Source organism: Neobacillus solisequens, from assembly GCF_051233465.1.
Classification (GTDB): Bacteria; Bacillota; Bacilli; order Bacillales; family Cytobacillaceae; genus Neobacillus.
The window spans coordinates 1-19532 of record NZ_JBKFGJ010000022.1 but is presented as its reverse complement, the minus strand read 5'-3'; the positions used below and the strand labels follow the sequence as shown (position 1 = coordinate 19532).

The window sequence follows — 19532 nt, the reverse complement described above, 5'->3', positions numbered from 1 at the left end:
ATTCTGGCTTTCATTGTTAGGATGAAGGACACTTTGACTTGGTTCTATTAAGATTCTGGCTTTCATTGCGGGGATGAAGGACATTTGGACTTGGTTCCATTAAGATTCTGGCTTTCATTGCGGGGATGAAGGACATTTTCACTTGGTTCCATTAAGATTCTGGCTTTCATTGTTAGGATGAAGGACACTTTGACTTGGTTCTATTAAGATTCTGGCTTTCATTGCGGGGATGAAGGACATTTGGACTTGGTTCCATTAAGATTTTGGCTTTCATTGCGGCGATGAAGAACATTTTGACTTGGTTCCATTAAGATTTTGGCTTTCATTGCGGCGATGAAGAACATTTTGACTTGGGTCTATTAAGATTCTGGCTTTCATTGCGGGGATGAAGAATATTTACACTTGGATCTATTAGAACTCTGTTTTTCATGACAAGGATGAAGGACAATTCGAAACTAAATAATATGTAGAACTGCCCTTCATCTGTATCTGATTTAAACGCTTATTTTACCCATTTAACAGTTTGCTCAATATCTTTACGAACCTTTGCCCGCTGTGGGTCTGTCTCCCGATAACCAAAGGCGACCATGACAGAAGCACGCCATTCACCATGATCAAGCAGTCCATCTTTTTCAAGAATTTCATTTACTAATTTGTAGTTAAACCCTTCAATTGGGCATGAATCGATCCCGATCATTGCAGCAGCTGTCATCATATTCCCTAATGCAATATAGGTCTGGCGGCAAGCCCAATCATACATTGCCCGTTCATTGTTTAACATTGGCAAATCAGATTCCTGATAACTTTTCATTCTAGCTGTAGAATTTTTAATGATGTCTTCCGGCATTTTCTGGACATTTTTCTTGTGATTTAATACATAATCCGAGTCATAACTCAAGTTGGTTTTTGCTAGAATTATCACAAAATGACTGGCTGTCGTTAACTGCCCCTGAGCTCCCCATGATACTTCACGTAGTTTTTCTCTTAATTCTTGGTTTTGGATAATTAAAAATTTCCATGGTTCATATCCAAATGAACTTGGTGATAATCTTCCTGTTTCTAAGATGAATTCAAAATCATCTTTTGAAATTTTTCTTATTGAATCAAACCGTTTAGTCGCATGTCTATAACGGAATGCATCTAAAATGTCTTTTTTGACAATCATCATCATAATCACCCTTTATGTTAGTAGATACAGGAATATCCTTCCATATTTCACCTCTTGACATTCATTTTCTTTAATTAGGTTCCTTAAACTAAAAGAGCTTTCACCTATGCTTTCCGATGTAACTACAATCAACCTCCCACAAAAATCCCCCCATAACATGCAAGTATTCAGCTTCTTCTTCCACATACGCCATATGTGCACTATTCTCGAAAACATGGAATTTCGAACCTGGTGTCACACTGCTATAGTATTGGGTGGTTTCTGGTGTGGCCTCATCATAACGACCACATGTATAAAGGATCGGACAAGTAATATCTTTTAATTGGCTAGTGCAATCGTAAGTTTTTAGATTCCCAAGCACAGTAAATTCGGATGGTCCCCACATAATGTTGTAAACTTCAGCGTTAAAATATTCCTTTGGTTTTTGATCAAGCCATTCTGGATTTTTTTTCAGGCGATTAACGAAATGTTTGCCGAATACTTCAATCGCTGCCTCAAACTCTTCTGAATCAGTTGTACCATTTTCTTCACAACGCTTGATGGTTTCCTGAACCTCATACGGCAATTTCTTAAGATTTCGCTTTTGGTCCTGTTCCCATAAAGGAGCACTTAGGCAAGGGCTTGAAAAAATGATACTTTTCACGCCTGATGATTTCGTTAAGGCGTAGGATGCTGCCAAAGTAGTGCCCCATGAATGGCCAAGAATATGTACCTCATCAAGATGAAGTGCTTCACGAATTTGTCCCAGTTCTTCTACAAATCGATCCAATGTCCATAATGATGGATCTGTTGGGCGTTCCGAACGGCCGCAGCCTAATTGATCATACAAAATAACAGGTCTATCTTTCGCAAGAGCTCCCAGCACTTGAAGAGAATAGCAGGATGACCCTGGTCCTCCATGTAATATGATAACTGGTGTCCCTTTTGCTCCTTCATCAAACCGTTTATACCAAACCTTCCCACCGGTTACTGAAACAAATCCTTCTTTTTCCATAGCTATTTCCCCTTTTTATAAATAACATCCTCTTTGATCATACCAAGAATGGAACCTATATTTACATGAATAGTACTATCTGAATCTATAAGGTAAACACCATTGGCGTAAAACGAACCACTAATTATTTTAGATTAACCATTTCAAAATGCTCCACCACCGGAAATGGATCATAGAAATGGTGCAGTCTTTTTTTCCACTCCAGATATTCCTTTGATTGTCTAAATCCAATAGTGTGATCCTCCAACGTTTCCCAGTTGACGATGAGTAGATATTTCCCATTGACTTCCAAACACCTTTGTAATTCATGGGATATGTACCCTTTCATAGAAGAAATGATAGTGGACGCCTCTTTAAAGGCACTTTCATATTCCTTTTCCATTCCCGGTTTTACTTGAAGCATAACTGCTTCCAAAATCATATATTTTCCTCCCATGCAAATTTTTAGAATATCATTATTTTAAACTATATTATGAGAAATAGAGACAGAGAATTTGTTTTTTTCAATGGATTCCATTAATATGAGTAAGCAAACCAAAAGGAAAGGAGCAAAATGGTATGTCAATTGCAATCATTTATGGGGGAACCCGACCAAATGGTAATACTGAATTACTAACGGATCACGTAGTCAAGGGGTTAACAACTGAAAAAATATACTTACATGAGCATACGATCCAACCTATCATCGATAAGCGCCATTCTTCGGAGGGCTTTCAAGACCGAAACGATGATTACAATTCAATAATCGATCGTATTTTGCCACATGACATTTTACTATTTGCCACACCCGTTTATTGGTATACCATGTCTGGATCCATGAAAAACTTTATTGATCGTTGGTCTCAGACATTAAGAGATTCAAATTATCCTGATTTCAAAAAAATAATGGCAACAAAGAAAGCTTATGTGATTGCCGTTGGGGGCGATCAACCTCGCATAAAGGGATTGCCGATGATTCAGCAATTTAAACATATTTTTGATTTTATGGGGATTGAGTTTGCTGGTTATGTTCTGGGGGAAGGCAACAAACCTGAAGACATTTTGGCTGATGAAACAGCCCTTAGTATTGCTGCGCAATTTAATAAGCAATTAAAGGGTTAAGAAAAGGACTGCATTTGAAACGATGCAGTCCTTTTTTTTCCAACAGCTTTAACCTGCTCCAAGAACAGTTCTTTTTCTTCTTTCACATTCTTTATTGCTTTCGTACTAGTGCTCTTTTTTATTTATGGAATTTAATTTTTCCTCGATTCGATTCAATTGTTCCTTCTTCATTTTGAATGACCGCCAACTTAGAAAAAAAATGGCAATAAAAATAACAGGAACAGCGAAAACAAATAATTGAAAAATAATATCAGCGATATTCATATTTTTTTCCTCAATTCTAAAAAAAATAGTTACATAGACGTAATAAACAACACTAGCAACATTATAGCTGCTAACAAGAAACTTAACAAAATACTAAGAAAAGAAACAATCACATTATTTTTGAACTCCCATATCCCACATATTAATCCATAAATAACGGTTCCCCACCATAAACTATTGATTAATACTCTGGGGAAATTTGATAATGTGTCAGTAAAAAAAAGGCCCATGACATAATTTGTAAAAACATAGCCAGGATGACTTTCAAACTTGGCTTTTTCAAACGTGGTTTAGTTTTTGAAATGAAGATTATTCCTAGAAATATACAAATAATGACACATAAAAACACAATGATTAAAAAACTCATACGTAGATCCTCTACTAAGAAAATATTTCCATATATTCATTTTATCATAAATATACATAGAATTACTATGTAATATTCATAAATGACCTATATTTCCTTTAACCTAGCGCTTTTAACATGCACTACATGGAGCGTTTCTGACAAAAAATCGTTTGTCTTCCCTCCAGTTCATTTTCTTCAAACAAAATAACGTTCCAATCCTTAAATACTTCTAATAATTCTTTAGACTTCAATTTATATTGATCGGATATACCATTATTTAAATGATTGGGCACCTGATAATAGGTCTCCATAAAAAAATAACCATTTTCTTTTATTATGGTTTTTACCCTTGGAAAAAGTAACCGATCAAGATAATACATGATAACGACCAAATCATATTTTTGGTTGATATCTTTCCATTCCGTCAAATCTTTTACCACTGGTACAATTGAAAGATTTTCATTTTCTGCCTTTTGCTGTAAAAACTGAATGGCCTCTTCTGAAATATCAATGGCTTGGACTTGATAGTTCAATCGCGCCAAAAACACGCTGTTTCCCCCAAGTCCACAAGCTAAATCAAGCGCTGTTCCGCCTCTTAAGTAATTAGTAACCCTTTTTATTTGGAGATTGGGCTCCAATTTTTCCAGCTGTTCTAGTTTCTGTTTATATTTCGAATTCCACTTCAATTTTGAGTCCATTTTATTCTCCTTTAAAATAATTCATCCCCATATCACCCATACTGTAAACGAGGTGATCAAACATGACAATTGTTCGGTTAGGTTATGTGGCCATGAGCATGGAGGTAAAAAATGCATCTCCGTCTAAAACGATGACATTTACCCAATTTGAAAAAATTGAGGACCGTGATGCTGCCCTTCGTAAATTGGAAAGAATTGCTCATACAAATTTAGAAAATACGTTACGTTTATTGAAACATAATGCTGCATCGCAAATCCATTTTTACCGACTATCCTCTCGCTTGATTCCATTAGCCAACCATGAGGAAATTCTGGATTGGGATTACATGAAACCCTTAAAGGACATTCTCAAATCAATTGGGGAATTTACGAAAAAGCATGACATGAGAATTGACTTTCACCCTGATCATTTTGTCCTCATTAATTCTCCGAATAAGGACATTTTAAAAAATTCTATTAAAACATTAAAGCTTCATTATCTTTTATTAAAAGGCATGGGAATCGACTCTACTCATCGATGTGTGATGCATGTAGGTGGAAACTACAAAGAAACGGAACAATCACTAGAACGGTTTGTTGAAAATTGGATGGATGTTCCGCGAGCCATTCAAAAGATGATCATGCTAGAAAATGATGACACTTCCTTTACCCTTGATAATACCCTATATTTGTGCGAAAAATTGGGTATTCCACTCGTGTTTGATTATCACCATCACCTTGCCTATCACAAAAATGAAAATTGGGTAGTTAATTGGCAAAGGGTTGTGCAAACTTGGAAGGATTCCCCATTGCCAATCAAAATGCACATATCCAGTCCAAAAAGCGAAAAGGAATTCCGACATCATTCCGACTTTGTGGATATCTCTATGTTTTTCCATTTTTTAAAAGAAATAAAGGACTCTGTGCCGCAAATTGATTGCATGATTGAAGCCAAAATGAAGGACCTCGCCCTATTTAAGTTAATGGATGAAATCAAAGAAAGAGATGATGTTGAAATCATAGATGCATCTACTTTTAAAATATAGGCTGTGTTAAAGAACAGTGTTGATTTTTTACACTCTGTTGATTGGAGCGGAAGGTGCGAAGACTCCTCGAAAATGCTAACGCATTTCCTTCGTGCGTGGGCAAATTCTAGGAAGAAAATCAATGTCCTGTGGGAGTACGGTTCTGGAGAGACCCCGCAGGCGCAAGCGCCGATGAGGCTCGCCGAAACGCCCACGGAAAGCGAAGCATCTGGAGCGCAAATCAACAGCCAAGTTTAACAGAGCCAAAATATAAAGGCGTCGATTAATTCGGCGCTCTTTTAGTTATTCCCCTGCAGGTTCACACTTCACCCATTTGGTTCAAAAATATCGTCCTTCTGATAAAAAATTTAAAAATAGCAGGAATGATAGACATAAATAAAGAATAGTAATTATGGATTATGAACAGGGGGGAAAACATGCTAACAAAGGAACAGTTAAGGGAAATTAAAACTCTTCAAGAAATATGTGAGCAAGATGGTGGATTTCAGCTAAAATTAAATTTTGATATGCTGGAAAACCGGACTGAAGATTATAAAGAAGACTTTTTTCATTATGAGGACGGGCAATTGGTCGGTTTTCTTGGAAGTTATGGATTCGGAAATAAAATTGAACTATGCGGAATGGTCCATCCTGATTACCGAAGAAAAGGAATTTTCACAAGCCTATTAAATGAAGTTCTCGAAGAGACCAAAAAACGTGAAGTGAAAACTATTCTACTAAATGCACCTACTCATTCACTAACTGCCAAAGCATTTTTAAAAACTATACCATGTACTTTTTCCATTGCAGAATATCAAATGCAATGGCATCAAACAGAATTACAGGGGAATCAAGATATCAACATTAGGCCTTCACAGTCAAAGGATGATTGGGAAGCAGAAGTACGTTTGGAAGTTGAATGTTTTGGATTTAGTGAAAAAGAAGCTCGTGAATTTAATCAAAGTATTAGAGAAAACAATAGTGAAGAAATGTTAATCATTGAAGCAGAAGGTCGGACTGCTGGGAAAATGAGGGTTGCTGAGACAAATGGGGAAGCATGGATTTATGGGTTTGCCGTATTCCCCGAACTACAAGGAAAAGGGATAGGCAGAAAGGCACTTTCCAATGTGGTATTGATGGAGCATCAAAAAGGGCTTCCGATTTTCTTAGAAGTTGAAGCCAAGAACGCCCATGCCCTAAGGCTTTATGAATCATGTGGTTTTAAAAGCTACCATTCACAGGATTATTATTTGTATTTAGGATAAAAAGGGAAGCCGTTTTCAGTAAGAAAACGGCCTTTTTCGTTATTCAAATAACGGACTTACCGCTTTTTCATTATGAACACGGTCAATTGCTTCCACAAGTAAAGGAGCTACTGATAAAATGGTGATTTTTTTGCTCCGTTTTTCTTCTGGAATAACGATTGTATTCGTTACAACTAATTCTTTAATGGCGGATGAATCTATCTTACTAGCCGCTTCTCCGGAGAAGACAGGATGTGTACAGCAGGCATAAACAGCCTTTGCTCCTCTTTCTAATAAAGCATTAGCACCTGTAGAAATGGTATTGGCTGTATCCATTAAATCGTCTACGATGATGGCATTTTTTCCATCAATATTTCCAATTATGTTCATGATATCTGATTGGTCGTGCTCCGGCCGGCGGCGGTCAATTAAAGCTATTGGAGCATTTAACAAACTGGCCAATTTTCTCGCTCTTCCGACGCCTCCATTATGAGGGGCGACTACAACAAGATCCTCTAAGCTTTTTTTCTCAAAATAATCATAGAGAACGGGAATACCAGTTAGATGTTCTACTGGAATGTCAAAAAATCCTTGAGTTTGAGCAGCATGAAAATCCATGGTGATGACCCTATTTGCTCCTGCTGTCTCTAATAGATTCGCAATCAATTTTGCCGTGATGGGCTCCCGTGCACGTGCCTTACGGTCTTGGCGTGCATAGCTGTAGTAAGGAATGACTACATTAATTACTTGTGCGGATGCACGCTTTAATGCATCAATCATGATTAAGAGCTCCATCAATCGCTCATTGCTAGGGTGTGAAGTGGACTGCACGATAAAGACTTCACATCCACGCACACTTTCCTCAATGTTAATTTGAATTTCTCCATCGCTAAAATGATTAACCGAACATTTTCCTAACTCGCAGCCCAATAGTTCTGCCATCTCTGCAGCCAATTCACGATTTGAATTTAATGTAAACAGTCTAAAATTATTTTTTAAACGATAAGACACCCTTTTTCCTCCATGTTCAGTATATTTCCTTGATTATTATTATACATAAATCTTATTTTACATGAATTGAGGAATCAAGACACTAATTTGACAAAAATTTATCGATTTCTTTGACAAATTCCGATAAATGTTTCATTGTGGACTTCTCTACCAAACGTTTCCCATTATTTACTATATCTACTTTGGTTACGTTATCCCTTCTTTACGGAAAAAAGAGCTCTTTAATAGTAGCCAGATTTTTTACATGGAATTCCTGGTTTGACCCGCTAACAACTAAACACAGGTATTTAATCTTCTAAAATATATTTTTCAAATGCATATGCGACACCATGTTCATCATTCGTTAACGTTACAATGTCACTGTGTTCCTTCACTTCATCTTCTGCATTCCCCATCGCAATGGATAATCCAGCCGCATGAAACATTGGAATATCGTTTCTTTCGTCTCCAATGGCGATCGTGTTAGCAAGAGGAATCCCAAAATGACGTGCCATAATTTTTAGACCATTGCCTTTATTTCCATTAATATGGGTTACTTCTAGATTAAAAGGTGAAGAGGAAGCAACATGGATGCCTTCGATGGTTTCTAAAGATTGATGCAACCTTTGTTTCTGCTCTGGATCCAAAGCTACATTAAGGAATTTTAAGATTGAGAGTTCTTCTTTCGTAATGATTTCCTCTACTTGGTCAAACATCGTGTGACCGTACACAGTTGGGTGGGTAGTAAACATTTTGTAATGAGCATTTTCAAAGTATTCACTTGGAACTCGTCCTGATGATAGAACTTTTTCTAGTCGATCACCCCAATTTCTAGGTGCAAAGGATTCTTTGTCAGTGGTGAAATTATATGGTACCCACTCTTTTTCAAGTTCAAAAGCTATTTTTTTAATTTGTGATGTTGTTAAGGAAATCGATTCTAACAATTTTCCGTCCGCAAAAAGAATCGTTCCGTTACTTGCTCCGATAGGGCATTTTATATTGTATTTTTCTAAATGGCCATGTATAGATTTCACAGATCGACCGGACAAAGCCATTACAATATGCCCTTTCTCTTGCGCTTTTTTTATCGCTTGCAGAGTTTCTTCACTGATTTCCTTGTTTGAATTTAAGGTGGTTCCATCTAAATCAAGTGCAATTAGTTTCATAGACTAGTGATCTCTCCCTTTTAGTCTGATCTTGATAGCAGATTCAACAAAATTATATATTTTTCTAGGAACACCAAACTATTAATTTAAATACTTTATAATGGATGATGCTAACAGTACCACAAATATAGAAACTACAAAGTATACACCACTTAAGTCTTTATTTCGACTTCCGAGAATTCTTCTGAATAACTCATCTAATATTCTCATTACTAAAATGCTATAAATAAAAATGGAATTAAAAGATATAAGTGCTGACCAATGAACGGATAATTAAAAACGGTTCCGAAAAACATAGTGATGTTAACCGCTAAAAATGTACTAGTATCCTTTGATTTATAATTTTTCATTAACCATTTACAAAATCTTTTCATGCAATAACTCCTTCACATCATTTCAATATTTTGAAAATATTCCATATATCTATTTTATAAATATCATTATTTAGTTTTTTTTTGAAATTATCAAGAACAAAAGAATTAAGTTTACTTGTGAGGTGCAAAACGTTACATCACAAACCTAATCACACAGCAAACAACATAAATATCACAACACAAATCTCAGTAACTTCACAGTCAAAAAGGCTTAGAGTTATTTCAACTCTAAGCCTTTTTTGGTAATATCTTATTCAAGTAAAGCTACCCTTTAATTAGAACGGATGATACAGGTAAGTTTAGCAATCTACAATAGGAACTATTTATTATGACTTATCAGATGAAATGAAAAGGTCAGTAGATAATTCCTTTTTTATTATAGAAAATGATTTATAACCAATAATGAATCCTAATGTGTTAAGGATTAAGTCATCTACGTCGAAACTTCTGTATGAATAACCTATCCATAAAGTAATGAATAATTGTATAAGTTTAATAAAAGCAGAGAAGGCGAATCCCATAAGCAATATCTTTATAAATGCTAAATTTCTTTTAATAAAATGGACATATATCCCTAAAGGTGCTAAAAGAACAAGGTTTCCCCCGATATTTTTAAAATCTAAACCGTAATTTTGAAATGCAATGACATTTTTAAAGTATCAACAATGGACATTAGAGGAATAAAATTATAATGCCACCATGGCTCCACTACCTAAAGAACTTAAGTAATCACTAAAAAATTCTTTTTGAAAAGGGATTGGAAAAATGGTAACTTGAAACAAGCGAACCTTCTTTTTGAAGATTAGCGCCCGATTGTGGAACAAGGAAGAACCAAACAGTCAACCCATATTCTATCAAGCTACAGTTTAAGCAAAGAATGAATTAGGAATTAGTCCTCGATTTTGAGGAAATTTTCATGGTTGTATCGAATAAAATCACTTATTCCCATAATAGTATGACCAGCTGTTTCATTAAATTTGATATGCAATTCATTTGCCATTCCTTTTTTAGCAAAAGAATTTGCCTTATTATAAATGACATGCGGAACATCCGGCTTTATGCTTAAAGCCTTATCGAAAAATTTGATTGCTTCATCGTGGTAGTCCATTTCGGCATATGTATTGGCAATATTGTAATAGATGGTGTCATTAGCCGGCATCACTTGGTCTGCCTGAAAGAACAGTTGAATAGCCTCTTCATACTTACCTTGCTTGGACAAGTTCAATTCCAATGATTCAGTCGATATGCAATCGCTTTTGGGGAATCTATTTTATTCTCCTCCCGTTCCTAAAAAGCTGCCGAAACAGCCTTTCTTTCTTGAACTCAAGCACCCCGTTACTTTAAGTATATTTCTTCACAATCTCTTTGAAATGAACAAGAAAATATCGATGTTATAGTAGCTCAATACCCCTGTACCGTTTGAATAGTTTGAATATTCTTTACTGACCATTCTCAAAATGATAAAATTTTTTGAAAGGGGGTGAAAAAACGGCTAGACACAAAGAATTTGATGAAGCCGAGGTTTTACGAAAAAGCAATGGTGCTTTTTTGGCGAAATGGATATGAAAAAACGTCTATGCAAGATTTACTAGACATTATGAACATACCGTCGAAGTATTTATGACACATTTGGTGATAAACAGACGTTATTTCTACGAGCTCTACAACTCTTTGAAGAAATAATCGAAAAAAGAATGGAACAACAAATTATACCTATTAATTCAGTCCAGTTAGCGATAAGAAGATTATTTGAAATGGTGGTTTTTTCGGATGAAGAAAAACCCCCAAGATGTTTAATTGTAAATATAGCTGTAGAATGAACCTTACATGACCAAGAAGTTGCTGACAGGATTAGTAAAGGCTTTAGTAAGACAGAATATTTATAAACGAACTACTATTGCAGGGGCAAATAAGTGAAGAATTATCTGATCAACTTGATATAGAAAATTATCTCAATTTATTCATAATTCACTTATTGGGGTAATAGTATTAGCCAAAACAACGAAAGATAAAGAGAAACTTCAAAACATCATTAATTCAACTATAGGGTATTAGATTAACAATTTTAGAATGAACGTTCTAAAATTGTAATGATTTTGTACAATCTTTTTTATTTTTAATATGGAGGGTGAAAAGAATGAATCATTTAGAGTTTTTGAAGAAAATGGCAAAGGGCGAAATACCAGGTTCGCCGGCTGCAGAGGTAATCGGTTTTCACATAACAGATGTTGAGGAAGGGAAGGTTGTGCTCGAAATGGATGCCACAGAAAGATTACACAATCCGATGGGTACACTACATGGAGGGATTTTATGTGACATATCCGATGCCGCTATGGGCTATGCATTTGTAACTACATTAGCTGAGGACGAACTTTTTACGACAATCGAAATTAAATTAAATTTCCTAAAACCTATTTTTAAAACTAGACTTCGAGCTGAGGGAAAATTAATAAAAAAAGGTTCATCAGTCGGATTGCTAGAGTGTCATGTATATGATGAAAAACAAAGTCTTGTGGCACATTCTACAAGTACATGTATGATTTTGAAGGGTAATTCTGCCGGAAAAAGATTGAAAATAGAATAATATAACTAAATCTATTGTTAAAAGAAAGTCCATTCAAAGTAAGGTCCATAAAGCTTTAGCTATCATTTTGCTTGTAGTACGATGTAAAGTTCATTTGTATCAATTTTAAATAGGTAAGGTGGGATCAAATGCCTTCTATTCAAACGGCTCCTTCCAAAATGGAAAGCAAGGTGCACTTACAAGAGAATAAACTCATTTTAATATGGAGTGTTACCACTTTGATTGTGGTAATGAATACAACCATGTTTAATGTTGCATTACCCTTTATACTTAAAGACTTATCCTTAAAATCATCCTTGGGCTCATGGCTGGTATCAGGGTATTCCATCATGTTTGCCATTTCAACGTTAACATTTGGACGCCTATCTGATTTTGTTCCCCTCTCAAAACTTCTACTCCATGGAATTTGCCTTTTAGGAATATCATCAGCCATCGGATTCTTTTCAACAAATTTTTTTATCTTATTAGGAGTTAGAATTCTTCAAGCAGCTGGAGCAGGAGCCGTTATGGGATTAAGTATGATCATGGCTGGGCGGTATATCCCTTTATCTAGGCGGGGAAAAGCGATGGCGATTATTGCTTCAGCTGCCTCTCTGGCATTTGGGTTAGGTCCTGTTCTAGGGGGAGTGATTACTCAATACTTAGGATGGAATTATCTTTTCGTTGTTACTATTTTTTCTGTCCTATCTATACCTTTTTTCCTAAAGTTATTGCCTAATGAGGTGATTAAAAAAGGACATTTCGATTTATTCGGTGCTATTCTTACTGGGCTTAGTGTAACAGGTCTGTTACTTTTTCTATCTACATTTTCGTATGGGATACTATTAGGAACAGTCGCTCTTTTTGCGGTATGGAGGAAATATCTTAATAAGACGGAAGAACCGTTTATTCCGCCAATCCTACTTAGAAATAAGCAATATACAAAACTCCTTCTTATTAATTTTTCCGCTTTTTTCATTAACTTTTCAAATCTGTTTATAATGCCTATTATTCTCACAACTGTATACGGAAAAGAACCAGCAGAGCTAGGACTGATGATTTTTCCAGGTGCCATTATCGCCGTGGTTGCTGGCATCTATATAGGAAGGTTCATTGACCGTTTTGGGAATGCACCCTTAATTATTTTTGGACAGTTATTGTTATTAACTTCCTCAATCTTATTTGCATGGTTCTCTTCTGTAAATCCCTATTTTATCCTTTTCATCTATATGTTTGCTAGCGTTGGCTTTACGGCAATTTCTTCAAGTATTTCGAACGAGATAACAAGGATCTTGCCCATCAATCAAATTGGTTCGGGGATAGGAATCGGACAATTATTGCAATTTTTCGGTGCGGGTCTCGGAGTGACTATTTCTGGATTACTCCTAACCATTCAAGAAGGTTTATCTTTGGAAATGGTTTATCGAAATATTTTTATTTGCTTCTCTATTATTAACATTATGACTGGTTTCTTATACGGCTTCTATCTTCGTAGATCTAGGTTAAAGGAGCAATGTTAAATTCTTCATCGATTGAATAGAAATAGGACTTCCATAATAGGTTTCCAGCACTCTTTCAAGGGTGCTGTTTTATTTCCAAAGAAGGTCAATAAAATAATTTTTTCAGTTGTGAGTCATCTCATAATTGAACTTCCCCGTTTGCGAAATAAATAAAAAGCTACCCTATTGGTAGCTGGAACTATAAAAGGAAAGCACCTTATAGTTTACAAGAGTTCTTCCACGTACTTAAATTTTAGATTAGAAGGTTACAATAACTTTGCCTTGTGAGTGTCCAGTTGAAACTTTTATTAATGCTTTGTTAATGTCATTAAAATTATAAATTGAATCAATAGAGGGCGTGATATTTTCTTTTTCAACAAGGTTAGTGATTTTTTGTAATTGACTGCCATTGGCTTGCACGAATAAAAAGTGATATTCATTTTTATGTTTACGTGCTAAAGAATCTACACGAGCACCCACTAAACCAAACAATAGTTTTTTCCACACTGGAAAATTATTTTCAACCGCAAAGCGATAATTAGGTACGGCTTTTAATGATACTAATTTCCCTTGAGGCTTTAAAATACCAAGCTCTGCTTTTATCTCTTTTGCTCCCAAGGTGTCAATAACATAATCTATATCAGATAAAATGTTGGCATAGTTTTCCTCATGATAATTTATGAATTTATCAGCGCCAATCGACAGTGTACGGGATCTACCTCTTTCACTGCCGCTTGTTATAACATATAACCCCATTGATTTGGCGATGGGAATTGCCATAGCACCAAAGCCGCCGGTTCCACCAGGGATAAATAGCTTTTTGTTAGGCTGAGCATTGAGTACGTCATTTAATGCTTGATAAGCAGTCAAAGCAGTGAGAGGAACAGCGGCTGCTTCAATAAAGGATAGATTTTTAGGTATTATGGATATAGCATCTTCATTGACGACAGCATATTCAGCAAAAGCTCCAATTTGATTAACTGGCAACCTCGTATAAATGTGGTCACCAATGTGGAAGTTCCTAACATCTTTTCCAACAGCCTCAATAACTCCAGATAGTTCATTTCCTAAAGTTAATGGTAAATCATAATCAGAAATCATTCGAATACTTCCATTTAAAATAAGGAGATCTAATGGATTAACACCTGCTGCTTTTACTTTAACGAGTACCTCCCGGCTATTAAATTCTGGTATTTTAACATCATTCAATTCCACTTGAACTTCTTTTGAATATTTCTGCATTTGAGCAGCTCTCATTTTTTCATCCTCTTCCTTTACAATTTTTTGGTGCTTTTTCATTGAAATGGAATCTCTAGCGTTGAATGTAAGTGACTCAAAACAAAAACCAGTGCTTGAAGGGGTATATGCCCAAGAATGCATCTAACGCTGCAAATACACCTAATTCACGCGTCAAGCACTGATTTTCAGGTTGAGCCAAAAAAGCGGCACAAACTTTTATTATATTAATTATCGAGACAGCTGTTTCCCATAATTTCTACTTTTGATGAAAGAATGGCGTACATTTTTTCAGTTGTACGCCATTCTTCACCTTATTAGCTATACTTACCCCTCTTGAGATTTTAATTCTTTCATCGTAGGATAATCCGTATAACCCATGCTTCCGTTACCACCAAAGAATGTTGTACGGTCTGCTTCATTCAAAGGAAACCCTTTTTTGAGACGTTCTACTAAATCCGGATTAGCTAATGACCATACACCAACTGGTACCATATCTGCAACGCCATTATCAATATCTACACTAATATTTTCTAGAGCTCGACCAGCTCGATTGACTAATAATGGATTGGACCAAACTGAACGAATTTCATGGAGCAGTGTTTCGTTTCCTACATGCATAACATGAAGGTAAGCCAAATTGAATTGAGCTAATTCTTTTACAAGATGGAGATAAACTTCAGGACCTTGTTCACCTTCTTCAATTCCACCAAGAGGTACCCCTGGTGAGATACGAAAGCCCGTTCTTTCTGCTCCAATTTCTTTAACGATTGCTTTCGTTATTTCGATAGCAAAGCGAGCACGATTCTCTATTGATCCGCCGTATTTATCCGTTCGTTTATTAGAATTTTCACCGATAAATTGATGAATTAGATAACCATTTGCTCCATGAATTTCAACACCATCAGCTCCTGTTTCAATAGCTGCAGATGCTGCTTTTCGGAAGTCTGCAATTATCGTTTGGATATCTTCTTCACTTAACTCGCGGGGAACGGGTATTTCCTGCATCCCTTTAGCAGTAAACATTTCTACTCCAGGTGCGATCGCAGATGGTGCAACTGCTTGACGATGATGTGGTGTATTGTCAGGGTGCGACATACGACCGACATGCATTAATTGGATATACATAAATCCACCTGCTTCATGCACAGCATCCGTAACCTTTTTCCACCCTTCAATTTGCCTTTCAGTATAGATGCCAGGTGACCATAAGTAACCTTGTCCATCATCAGAAGGTTGTGTACCTTCACTAATAATTAATCCCATTGATGCTCTTTGAGCATAATAAAGGGAACTTAGTTCTCCTGGTGTACCATCTTCTTGCGCCCTACTACGTGTCATTGGTGCCATCGCTAAACGATGAGGTAATTCCAAATTTCCAATTTTCATTTTGCTCCACAATTTATCCATTTTTGTACACTCCTCTTCAAATTATGTTACCCGTTGTATACGGGTGTCCTTTTACCTTTTGTTTGAAATCTTGGACAAATCACTGTATTAGTAATTTGTATTAGGAGAGATGTGGGTATATCGCAGATACACCACCGGCAAAAACTCTTTGGATCTTTCGGCTCACGTCATCAGCAACAATTTCAAAGCTGTCGGATTCTAATCCATCAACAGCAATTTTTGCGATATCCTCAGGGTTGGATTTGGGAACTTCTAAGCTCGATGTCATGTCTGTCTCCATGAAGCCTACATGTAATCCAGCTACTCTCACATTTTGAGGATAGAGATTTAAACGTAGGTCGTTTGTCAATGCCCACTCTGCCGCCTTTGCAGCAGTATAAGCGCCAACAGTTCCCGAACTGACCCAAGATAATGCGGAAAGAATATTCAGAATCGTTCCTCCCCCATTATTTGCTAGAATCGGCGCGAAAGTTCGAACCATGGAAAGTGTGCCAAAGAAATGCGTATTAAACTCCAAATGTATTTTATCGAGATCACCGTCAATCAAAGAAGCACCTGTAGACGATCCTGCATTGTTGATCAAAAGCGTAACATCCTTAGCGACCATAGCGGCTGCAGCTACCTCTTGAGGGTTGGTAATATCAAGCTTCACAGGAATTACACCGGGAATGTCAATGGACTCCGGATTTCTTGCACCAGCATAAACTTTAGCCCCTCTGGATAGAAGTTCAAGTGCTAAATGGCGTCCAAAACCTCGGTTCGCGCCGGTTACAAATACGATTTGTTCAGAAATTTTCATTTTTATGTACTCCTTTTATTATTTATTTTTGTACAACAAAATGTCTTCCCCCTCAAAACAGATTTCCTTGAGGAGAAGTTTTGGGCATAGGCAAGTCTCGCTATATGGGAATGGTCATTCTAAAAAGCACAAAGGAATGTTCCCTTCATTGAGAAAACTATAAGTAAGACAAGACTCACATACGAGAACGATCATTCTAAAAAGCACAAAAGGATACTCCCTTCATGGAGAGAGCTTAAGCAAAGAAAGACTCACATACGAGAACGATCATTCTAAAAAATCCATAAGCAATGATATCTTCTTATGAGTCAGCTTTACTACAGCTCAGACTTACTCATATAGGAACTATTATTTTAAGAATAAAATAATTATTTATCTAAAAGTGATAGGGATAAATTCGCTATACCGTGTAGTTTTTCTTTTGGAATGGAGGTTCTTGTCATTACCCTTAACCCAACACATACAGTATGCAGATGCTCCGCCAAATCGCCGGCATCGTAATTTGAGGTAAATTCTCCCTCCCCCTGCCCCCACAGAATAATATCCTTGAGAAGCTGCTCTGATAGTGTAAACGATTCAGTGGACTTTGAATCCACATCGGCATCGCGCATTGCCAATTCCACCGCCGAATTCACCATTAAACAGCCTGAAGGCGAGTTTTCTTCACCATATATTATGAAACTAAAAATAAAGTGAAGTGCCTCTGATGCAGTCTTGGAGCGTTTAACTTCTCCGGCAAGCTCAGCACTGACTTTATCGCGAAATCGATCCATAGCTTTCAAAAACAGCGTATGTTTGTCGCCAAATGTGTCATACAAACTTCTGCGATGGATTCCCATATGCTCGACCAGATCGGTCAAGGATGTCTTCTCATAACCTTGTTCCCAAAAGAGCTTCATCGCCTTGTCTAATACTACGCTCTCTTCGAATTCTTTACTTCTTGCCATTCTATTTTCCTCCTCCCATAGTTACTATAACATTTTGAGAATGAACGGTAAAGAAAGTAACCTCATAATAATTATTCTAAATATTGTCAAATGTGGTGAAACTACCTATAGCTCAAATAAGGAAACTCCACAATCTCTTCTATATATTATCTGTCAGCATAACCTAAATCCCTTGATTAGATGGTCCCAAGAATCTTACCAAAGACTGATTTTTAAGGAGTACATACTTTTTTGAAATAAAAAAACTATTTTTTTTCTGTGTAATTTAAGAAATTTTATTTTTGTGATTTAGAAGGGATGGCATTTTTTTATTGGTATCAAAATCAAAACCCGACTTGTCGTTTGAATTTACACATAAACAGCACCACAAATTGGCACACTGGATATAAGTAAGAAAGTAGTCATATTTCTATCACCTTAACATTTTTAGGAGTATTATTCCCATTCCTTATTCAACAAACCTGCCCGTTCGTATTATAAGGTTAACCAGAATGCTAAATATTTCTGGTTGACCTTATTTATTTTGGTCTTATTATATCAGTAGCCAGGGTAGAACGTAACTGCCCGTGGGGCTTTGACCCCGTCAGCTAAACGGTTCGCCCCCTACTTATAGAAACATGATTGAGGCTGGTTGGGACTTAGATCTCGTATAACAAGCGAAGCTGTGATACTGCATGGAGGATTAGGGGTTACTGGCAAATTACTAGTTTAGGAGGAGATTTAGAATGAATCCAGTCGTTGGTCTGGATGTTTCAAAAGGTGAAAGTCAAGTTCAGGCATTTTTAGATAAAGGCAAACCATATCGAAAGAGTTTTAAAGTTTCACACACTATTGAAGGTCTTGATTTACTTGTAGAGTTTCTAGAGGTCGTAAAAAGAGAAACAGGTAAGAAACCTCCTATCGTTCTAGAAGCAACAGGCCATTATCATTCCTCTGTTGTTCAATACTTGGAGGACCGTGGGTATTTATTGATAATTGTTAATCCATTAATTTCTTATAAGGCTAAAAGTTCAAGTCTTCGAAAAGTAAAGACAGATGCGATTGATGCTTACCATCTCTGCGAGCTGTTTTTATAAGGAGGATTTAGAGCCGTATAAGAAGCGTGGTGTACAGCTATTAAACCTTCGGAATCTTACCAGACAGCATGAAAATATCACTGGTGTATTGATTCAAACAAAGCTACAATTTCAAGCGATTCTGGACCAGGTCTTTCCTGTATATAGAGGAGTTTTTGGGGACTTGTATTCAGTAGTATCACTCTTAACTCTTTCAGAGTTTCCCTCATCTGAAGATATATTAGAGGCAAGTGTAGAAACCATGGCTGACAAAATCGCTCAATTATGTAAAAGTCGTTCATACAGATGGGCCAATGAAAAAGCTATTCAACTCAAAGCTGCCGAAATCCGTTTGAAAAGACTTTGCATCAGAGTCATATTATGAGTCTTGGTATGTATATTAATATCATTCTTCAATATAAAGAGCACCTATCCAAGTTAGAGTCAGAGATAGATGCCCTCGCAAAAGAAGTTGAAGAATATAATATTATCAAATCTATCCCTGGTATCGGAGAAAAGATCGCTGCAACGATCATTTCAGAAATTGGGGAAATAGATCGATTTACTGATCCTAAAAAGCTAGTAGCTTTCGCTGGAGTTGACCCTAGTGTATTTGAATCTGGTAAGTTTTCAGCCACCAAGAATCGAATCACAAAAAGAGGGTCCAGCAG

Annotated in this window: 19 protein-coding genes and 1 pseudogene; 6 read left to right on the top strand and 14 right to left on the bottom strand. The window is 36.5% G+C overall.

Features of this window, described 5'->3' with window-relative positions; translation table 11 throughout:
- Positions 1 to 502: 502 nt before the first annotated feature.
- The 3 genes from ACI3K6_RS20210 to ACI3K6_RS20200 all read right to left on the bottom strand — a co-directional run bounded on the left by ACI3K6_RS20210 (position 503) and on the right by ACI3K6_RS20200 (position 2583).
- Positions 503 to 1168: an NAD(P)H-dependent oxidoreductase gene (locus ACI3K6_RS20210; RefSeq protein ID WP_435556242.1), complete on the bottom strand. Its 666-nt coding sequence runs from the start codon at positions 1166 to 1168 to the stop codon at positions 503 to 505.
- Between the two features lie 100 nt (positions 1169 to 1268).
- Entirely contained in the window at positions 1269 to 2162 is an 894-nt protein-coding gene (locus ACI3K6_RS20205; protein ID WP_435556241.1) for a proline iminopeptidase-family hydrolase, read from the bottom strand.
- 124 nt (positions 2163 to 2286) lie between these two features.
- Positions 2287 to 2583: an antibiotic biosynthesis monooxygenase family protein gene (locus ACI3K6_RS20200; protein WP_435556240.1), complete on the bottom strand. Its 297-nt coding sequence runs from the start codon at positions 2581 to 2583 to the stop codon at positions 2287 to 2289.
- A 137-nt stretch (positions 2584 to 2720) separates the two neighbouring features.
- On the opposite strand from ACI3K6_RS20200, the gene ACI3K6_RS20195 reads away from it, so the two are divergent.
- Positions 2721 to 3263, top strand: a complete 543-nt coding sequence (locus tag ACI3K6_RS20195) for a flavodoxin family protein (RefSeq protein ID WP_435556239.1) — start codon at positions 2721 to 2723, stop codon at positions 3261 to 3263.
- A 105-nt stretch (positions 3264 to 3368) separates the two neighbouring features.
- Here ACI3K6_RS20195 and ACI3K6_RS20190 read toward each other — a convergent pair whose 3' ends face one another.
- Both ACI3K6_RS20190 and ACI3K6_RS20185 read right to left on the bottom strand, forming a co-directional pair.
- Positions 3369 to 3527: a hypothetical protein gene (locus ACI3K6_RS20190; RefSeq protein ID WP_435556238.1), complete on the bottom strand. Its 159-nt coding sequence runs from the start codon at positions 3525 to 3527 to the stop codon at positions 3369 to 3371.
- Positions 3528 to 4016: 489 nt separating this feature from the next.
- Complete coding sequence (locus ACI3K6_RS20185) at positions 4017 to 4574, bottom strand: class I SAM-dependent methyltransferase (RefSeq protein WP_435556237.1); 558 nt, start codon at positions 4572 to 4574, stop codon at positions 4017 to 4019.
- 62 nt (positions 4575 to 4636) lie between these two features.
- Here ACI3K6_RS20185 and uvsE point away from each other — a divergent pair, with 62 nt between their 5' ends.
- Both uvsE and ACI3K6_RS20175 read left to right on the top strand, forming a co-directional pair.
- Complete coding sequence (gene uvsE, locus ACI3K6_RS20180; RefSeq protein WP_435556236.1) at positions 4637 to 5599, top strand: UV DNA damage repair endonuclease UvsE; 963 nt, start codon at positions 4637 to 4639, stop codon at positions 5597 to 5599.
- 416 nt (positions 5600 to 6015) lie between these two features.
- Entirely contained in the window at positions 6016 to 6843 is an 828-nt protein-coding gene (locus ACI3K6_RS20175; protein WP_435556235.1) for a GNAT family N-acetyltransferase, read from the top strand.
- A gap of 39 nt (positions 6844 to 6882) precedes the next feature.
- Here the strand turns inward: ACI3K6_RS20175 and ACI3K6_RS20170 are convergent, their stop codons facing one another.
- From ACI3K6_RS20170 to ACI3K6_RS20150, 5 genes are all read right to left on the bottom strand, one after another.
- Positions 6883 to 7833, bottom strand: a complete 951-nt coding sequence (locus ACI3K6_RS20170; RefSeq protein ID WP_435556234.1) for a ribose-phosphate diphosphokinase — start codon at positions 7831 to 7833, stop codon at positions 6883 to 6885.
- A gap of 287 nt (positions 7834 to 8120) precedes the next feature.
- The gene (locus ACI3K6_RS20165) at positions 8121 to 8978 is read right to left on the bottom strand and encodes a Cof-type HAD-IIB family hydrolase (protein WP_435556233.1); all 858 of its coding nucleotides are present in this window, start codon (positions 8976 to 8978) and stop codon (positions 8121 to 8123) included.
- Positions 8979 to 9190: 212 nt separating this feature from the next.
- Positions 9191 to 9352 carry a hypothetical protein gene (locus ACI3K6_RS20160; protein WP_435556232.1) on the bottom strand — a complete coding sequence of 54 codons (162 nt, stop codon included), beginning with the start codon at positions 9350 to 9352 and terminating at the stop codon, positions 9191 to 9193.
- Positions 9353 to 9678: 326 nt separating this feature from the next.
- On the bottom strand, positions 9679 to 9960 hold the full coding sequence (locus tag ACI3K6_RS20155; protein WP_435556351.1) for a VanZ family protein: 282 nt from the start codon (positions 9958 to 9960) through the stop codon (positions 9679 to 9681).
- 281 nt (positions 9961 to 10241) lie between these two features.
- The gene (locus ACI3K6_RS20150; RefSeq protein ID WP_435556231.1) at positions 10242 to 10571 is read right to left on the bottom strand and encodes a tetratricopeptide repeat protein; all 330 of its coding nucleotides are present in this window, start codon (positions 10569 to 10571) and stop codon (positions 10242 to 10244) included.
- A 918-nt stretch (positions 10572 to 11489) separates the two neighbouring features.
- Between ACI3K6_RS20150 and ACI3K6_RS20145 the strand changes: the two genes are divergently transcribed.
- Both ACI3K6_RS20145 and ACI3K6_RS20140 read left to right on the top strand, forming a co-directional pair.
- On the top strand, positions 11490 to 11936 hold the full coding sequence (locus ACI3K6_RS20145; protein ID WP_435556230.1) for a PaaI family thioesterase: 447 nt from the start codon (positions 11490 to 11492) through the stop codon (positions 11934 to 11936).
- A gap of 128 nt (positions 11937 to 12064) precedes the next feature.
- Entirely contained in the window at positions 12065 to 13435 is a 1371-nt protein-coding gene (locus ACI3K6_RS20140; protein ID WP_435556229.1) for an MFS transporter, read from the top strand.
- A gap of 237 nt (positions 13436 to 13672) precedes the next feature.
- Here the strand turns inward: ACI3K6_RS20140 and ACI3K6_RS20135 are convergent, their stop codons facing one another.
- The 4 genes from ACI3K6_RS20135 to ACI3K6_RS20120 all read right to left on the bottom strand — a co-directional run bounded on the left by ACI3K6_RS20135 (position 13673) and on the right by ACI3K6_RS20120 (position 17806).
- Positions 13673 to 14671, bottom strand: coding sequence for an NADP-dependent oxidoreductase (locus ACI3K6_RS20135; RefSeq protein ID WP_435556350.1), 999 nt, complete (start codon positions 14669 to 14671; stop codon positions 13673 to 13675).
- Positions 14672 to 14977: 306 nt separating this feature from the next.
- Complete coding sequence (locus ACI3K6_RS20130) at positions 14978 to 16060, bottom strand: alkene reductase (RefSeq protein WP_435556228.1); 1083 nt, start codon at positions 16058 to 16060, stop codon at positions 14978 to 14980.
- 100 nt (positions 16061 to 16160) lie between these two features.
- Complete coding sequence (locus ACI3K6_RS20125) at positions 16161 to 16859, bottom strand: SDR family oxidoreductase (RefSeq protein WP_435556227.1); 699 nt, start codon at positions 16857 to 16859, stop codon at positions 16161 to 16163.
- A 368-nt stretch (positions 16860 to 17227) separates the two neighbouring features.
- Positions 17228 to 17806: a TetR/AcrR family transcriptional regulator gene (locus ACI3K6_RS20120; RefSeq protein ID WP_435556226.1), complete on the bottom strand. Its 579-nt coding sequence runs from the start codon at positions 17804 to 17806 to the stop codon at positions 17228 to 17230.
- Between the two features lie 725 nt (positions 17807 to 18531).
- Here ACI3K6_RS20120 and ACI3K6_RS20115 point away from each other — a divergent pair.
- Positions 18532 to 19532: pseudogene (locus tag ACI3K6_RS20115) on the top strand (IS110 family RNA-guided transposase); the annotation flags it as partial.

Bases quoted from the DNA above. Each gene is read 5' to 3' on its own strand.
- ACI3K6_RS20210 (WP_435556242.1), bottom strand. From the start codon at position 1,168: ATGATGATTGTCAAAAAAGACATTTTAGATGCATTCCGTTATAGACAT.
- ACI3K6_RS20200 (WP_435556240.1), bottom strand. From the start codon at position 2,583: ATGATTTTGGAAGCAGTTATGCTTCAAGTAAAACCGGGAATGGAAAAG.
- ACI3K6_RS20130 (WP_435556228.1), bottom strand. From the start codon at position 16,060: ATGGATAAATTGTGGAGCAAAATGAAAATTGGAAATTTGGAATTACCT.
- ACI3K6_RS20135 (WP_435556350.1), bottom strand. From the start codon at position 14,671: ATGAGAGCTGCTCAAATGCAGAAATATTCAAAAGAAGTTCAAGTGGAA.
- ACI3K6_RS20205 (WP_435556241.1), bottom strand. From the start codon at position 2,162: ATGGAAAAAGAAGGATTTGTTTCAGTAACCGGTGGGAAGGTTTGGTAT.
- ACI3K6_RS20140 (WP_435556229.1), top strand. From the start codon at position 12,065: ATGCCTTCTATTCAAACGGCTCCTTCCAAAATGGAAAGCAAGGTGCAC.
- ACI3K6_RS20185 (WP_435556237.1), bottom strand. From the start codon at position 4,574: ATGGACTCAAAATTGAAGTGGAATTCGAAATATAAACAGAAACTAGAA.
- ACI3K6_RS20195 (WP_435556239.1), top strand. From the start codon at position 2,721: ATGTCAATTGCAATCATTTATGGGGGAACCCGACCAAATGGTAATACT.
- ACI3K6_RS20165 (WP_435556233.1), bottom strand. From the start codon at position 8,978: ATGAAACTAATTGCACTTGATTTAGATGGAACCACCTTAAATTCAAAC.
- ACI3K6_RS20190 (WP_435556238.1), bottom strand. From the start codon at position 3,527: ATGAATATCGCTGATATTATTTTTCAATTATTTGTTTTCGCTGTTCCT.
- ACI3K6_RS20160 (WP_435556232.1), bottom strand. From the start codon at position 9,352: ATGAAAAGATTTTGTAAATGGTTAATGAAAAATTATAAATCAAAGGAT.
- ACI3K6_RS20120 (WP_435556226.1), bottom strand. From the start codon at position 17,806: ATGGCAAGAAGTAAAGAATTCGAAGAGAGCGTAGTATTAGACAAGGCG.
- ACI3K6_RS20125 (WP_435556227.1), bottom strand. From the start codon at position 16,859: ATGAAAATTTCTGAACAAATCGTATTTGTAACCGGCGCGAACCGAGGT.
- ACI3K6_RS20175 (WP_435556235.1), top strand. From the start codon at position 6,016: ATGCTAACAAAGGAACAGTTAAGGGAAATTAAAACTCTTCAAGAAATA.
- ACI3K6_RS20145 (WP_435556230.1), top strand. From the start codon at position 11,490: ATGAATCATTTAGAGTTTTTGAAGAAAATGGCAAAGGGCGAAATACCA.
- uvsE (WP_435556236.1), top strand. From the start codon at position 4,637: ATGACAATTGTTCGGTTAGGTTATGTGGCCATGAGCATGGAGGTAAAA.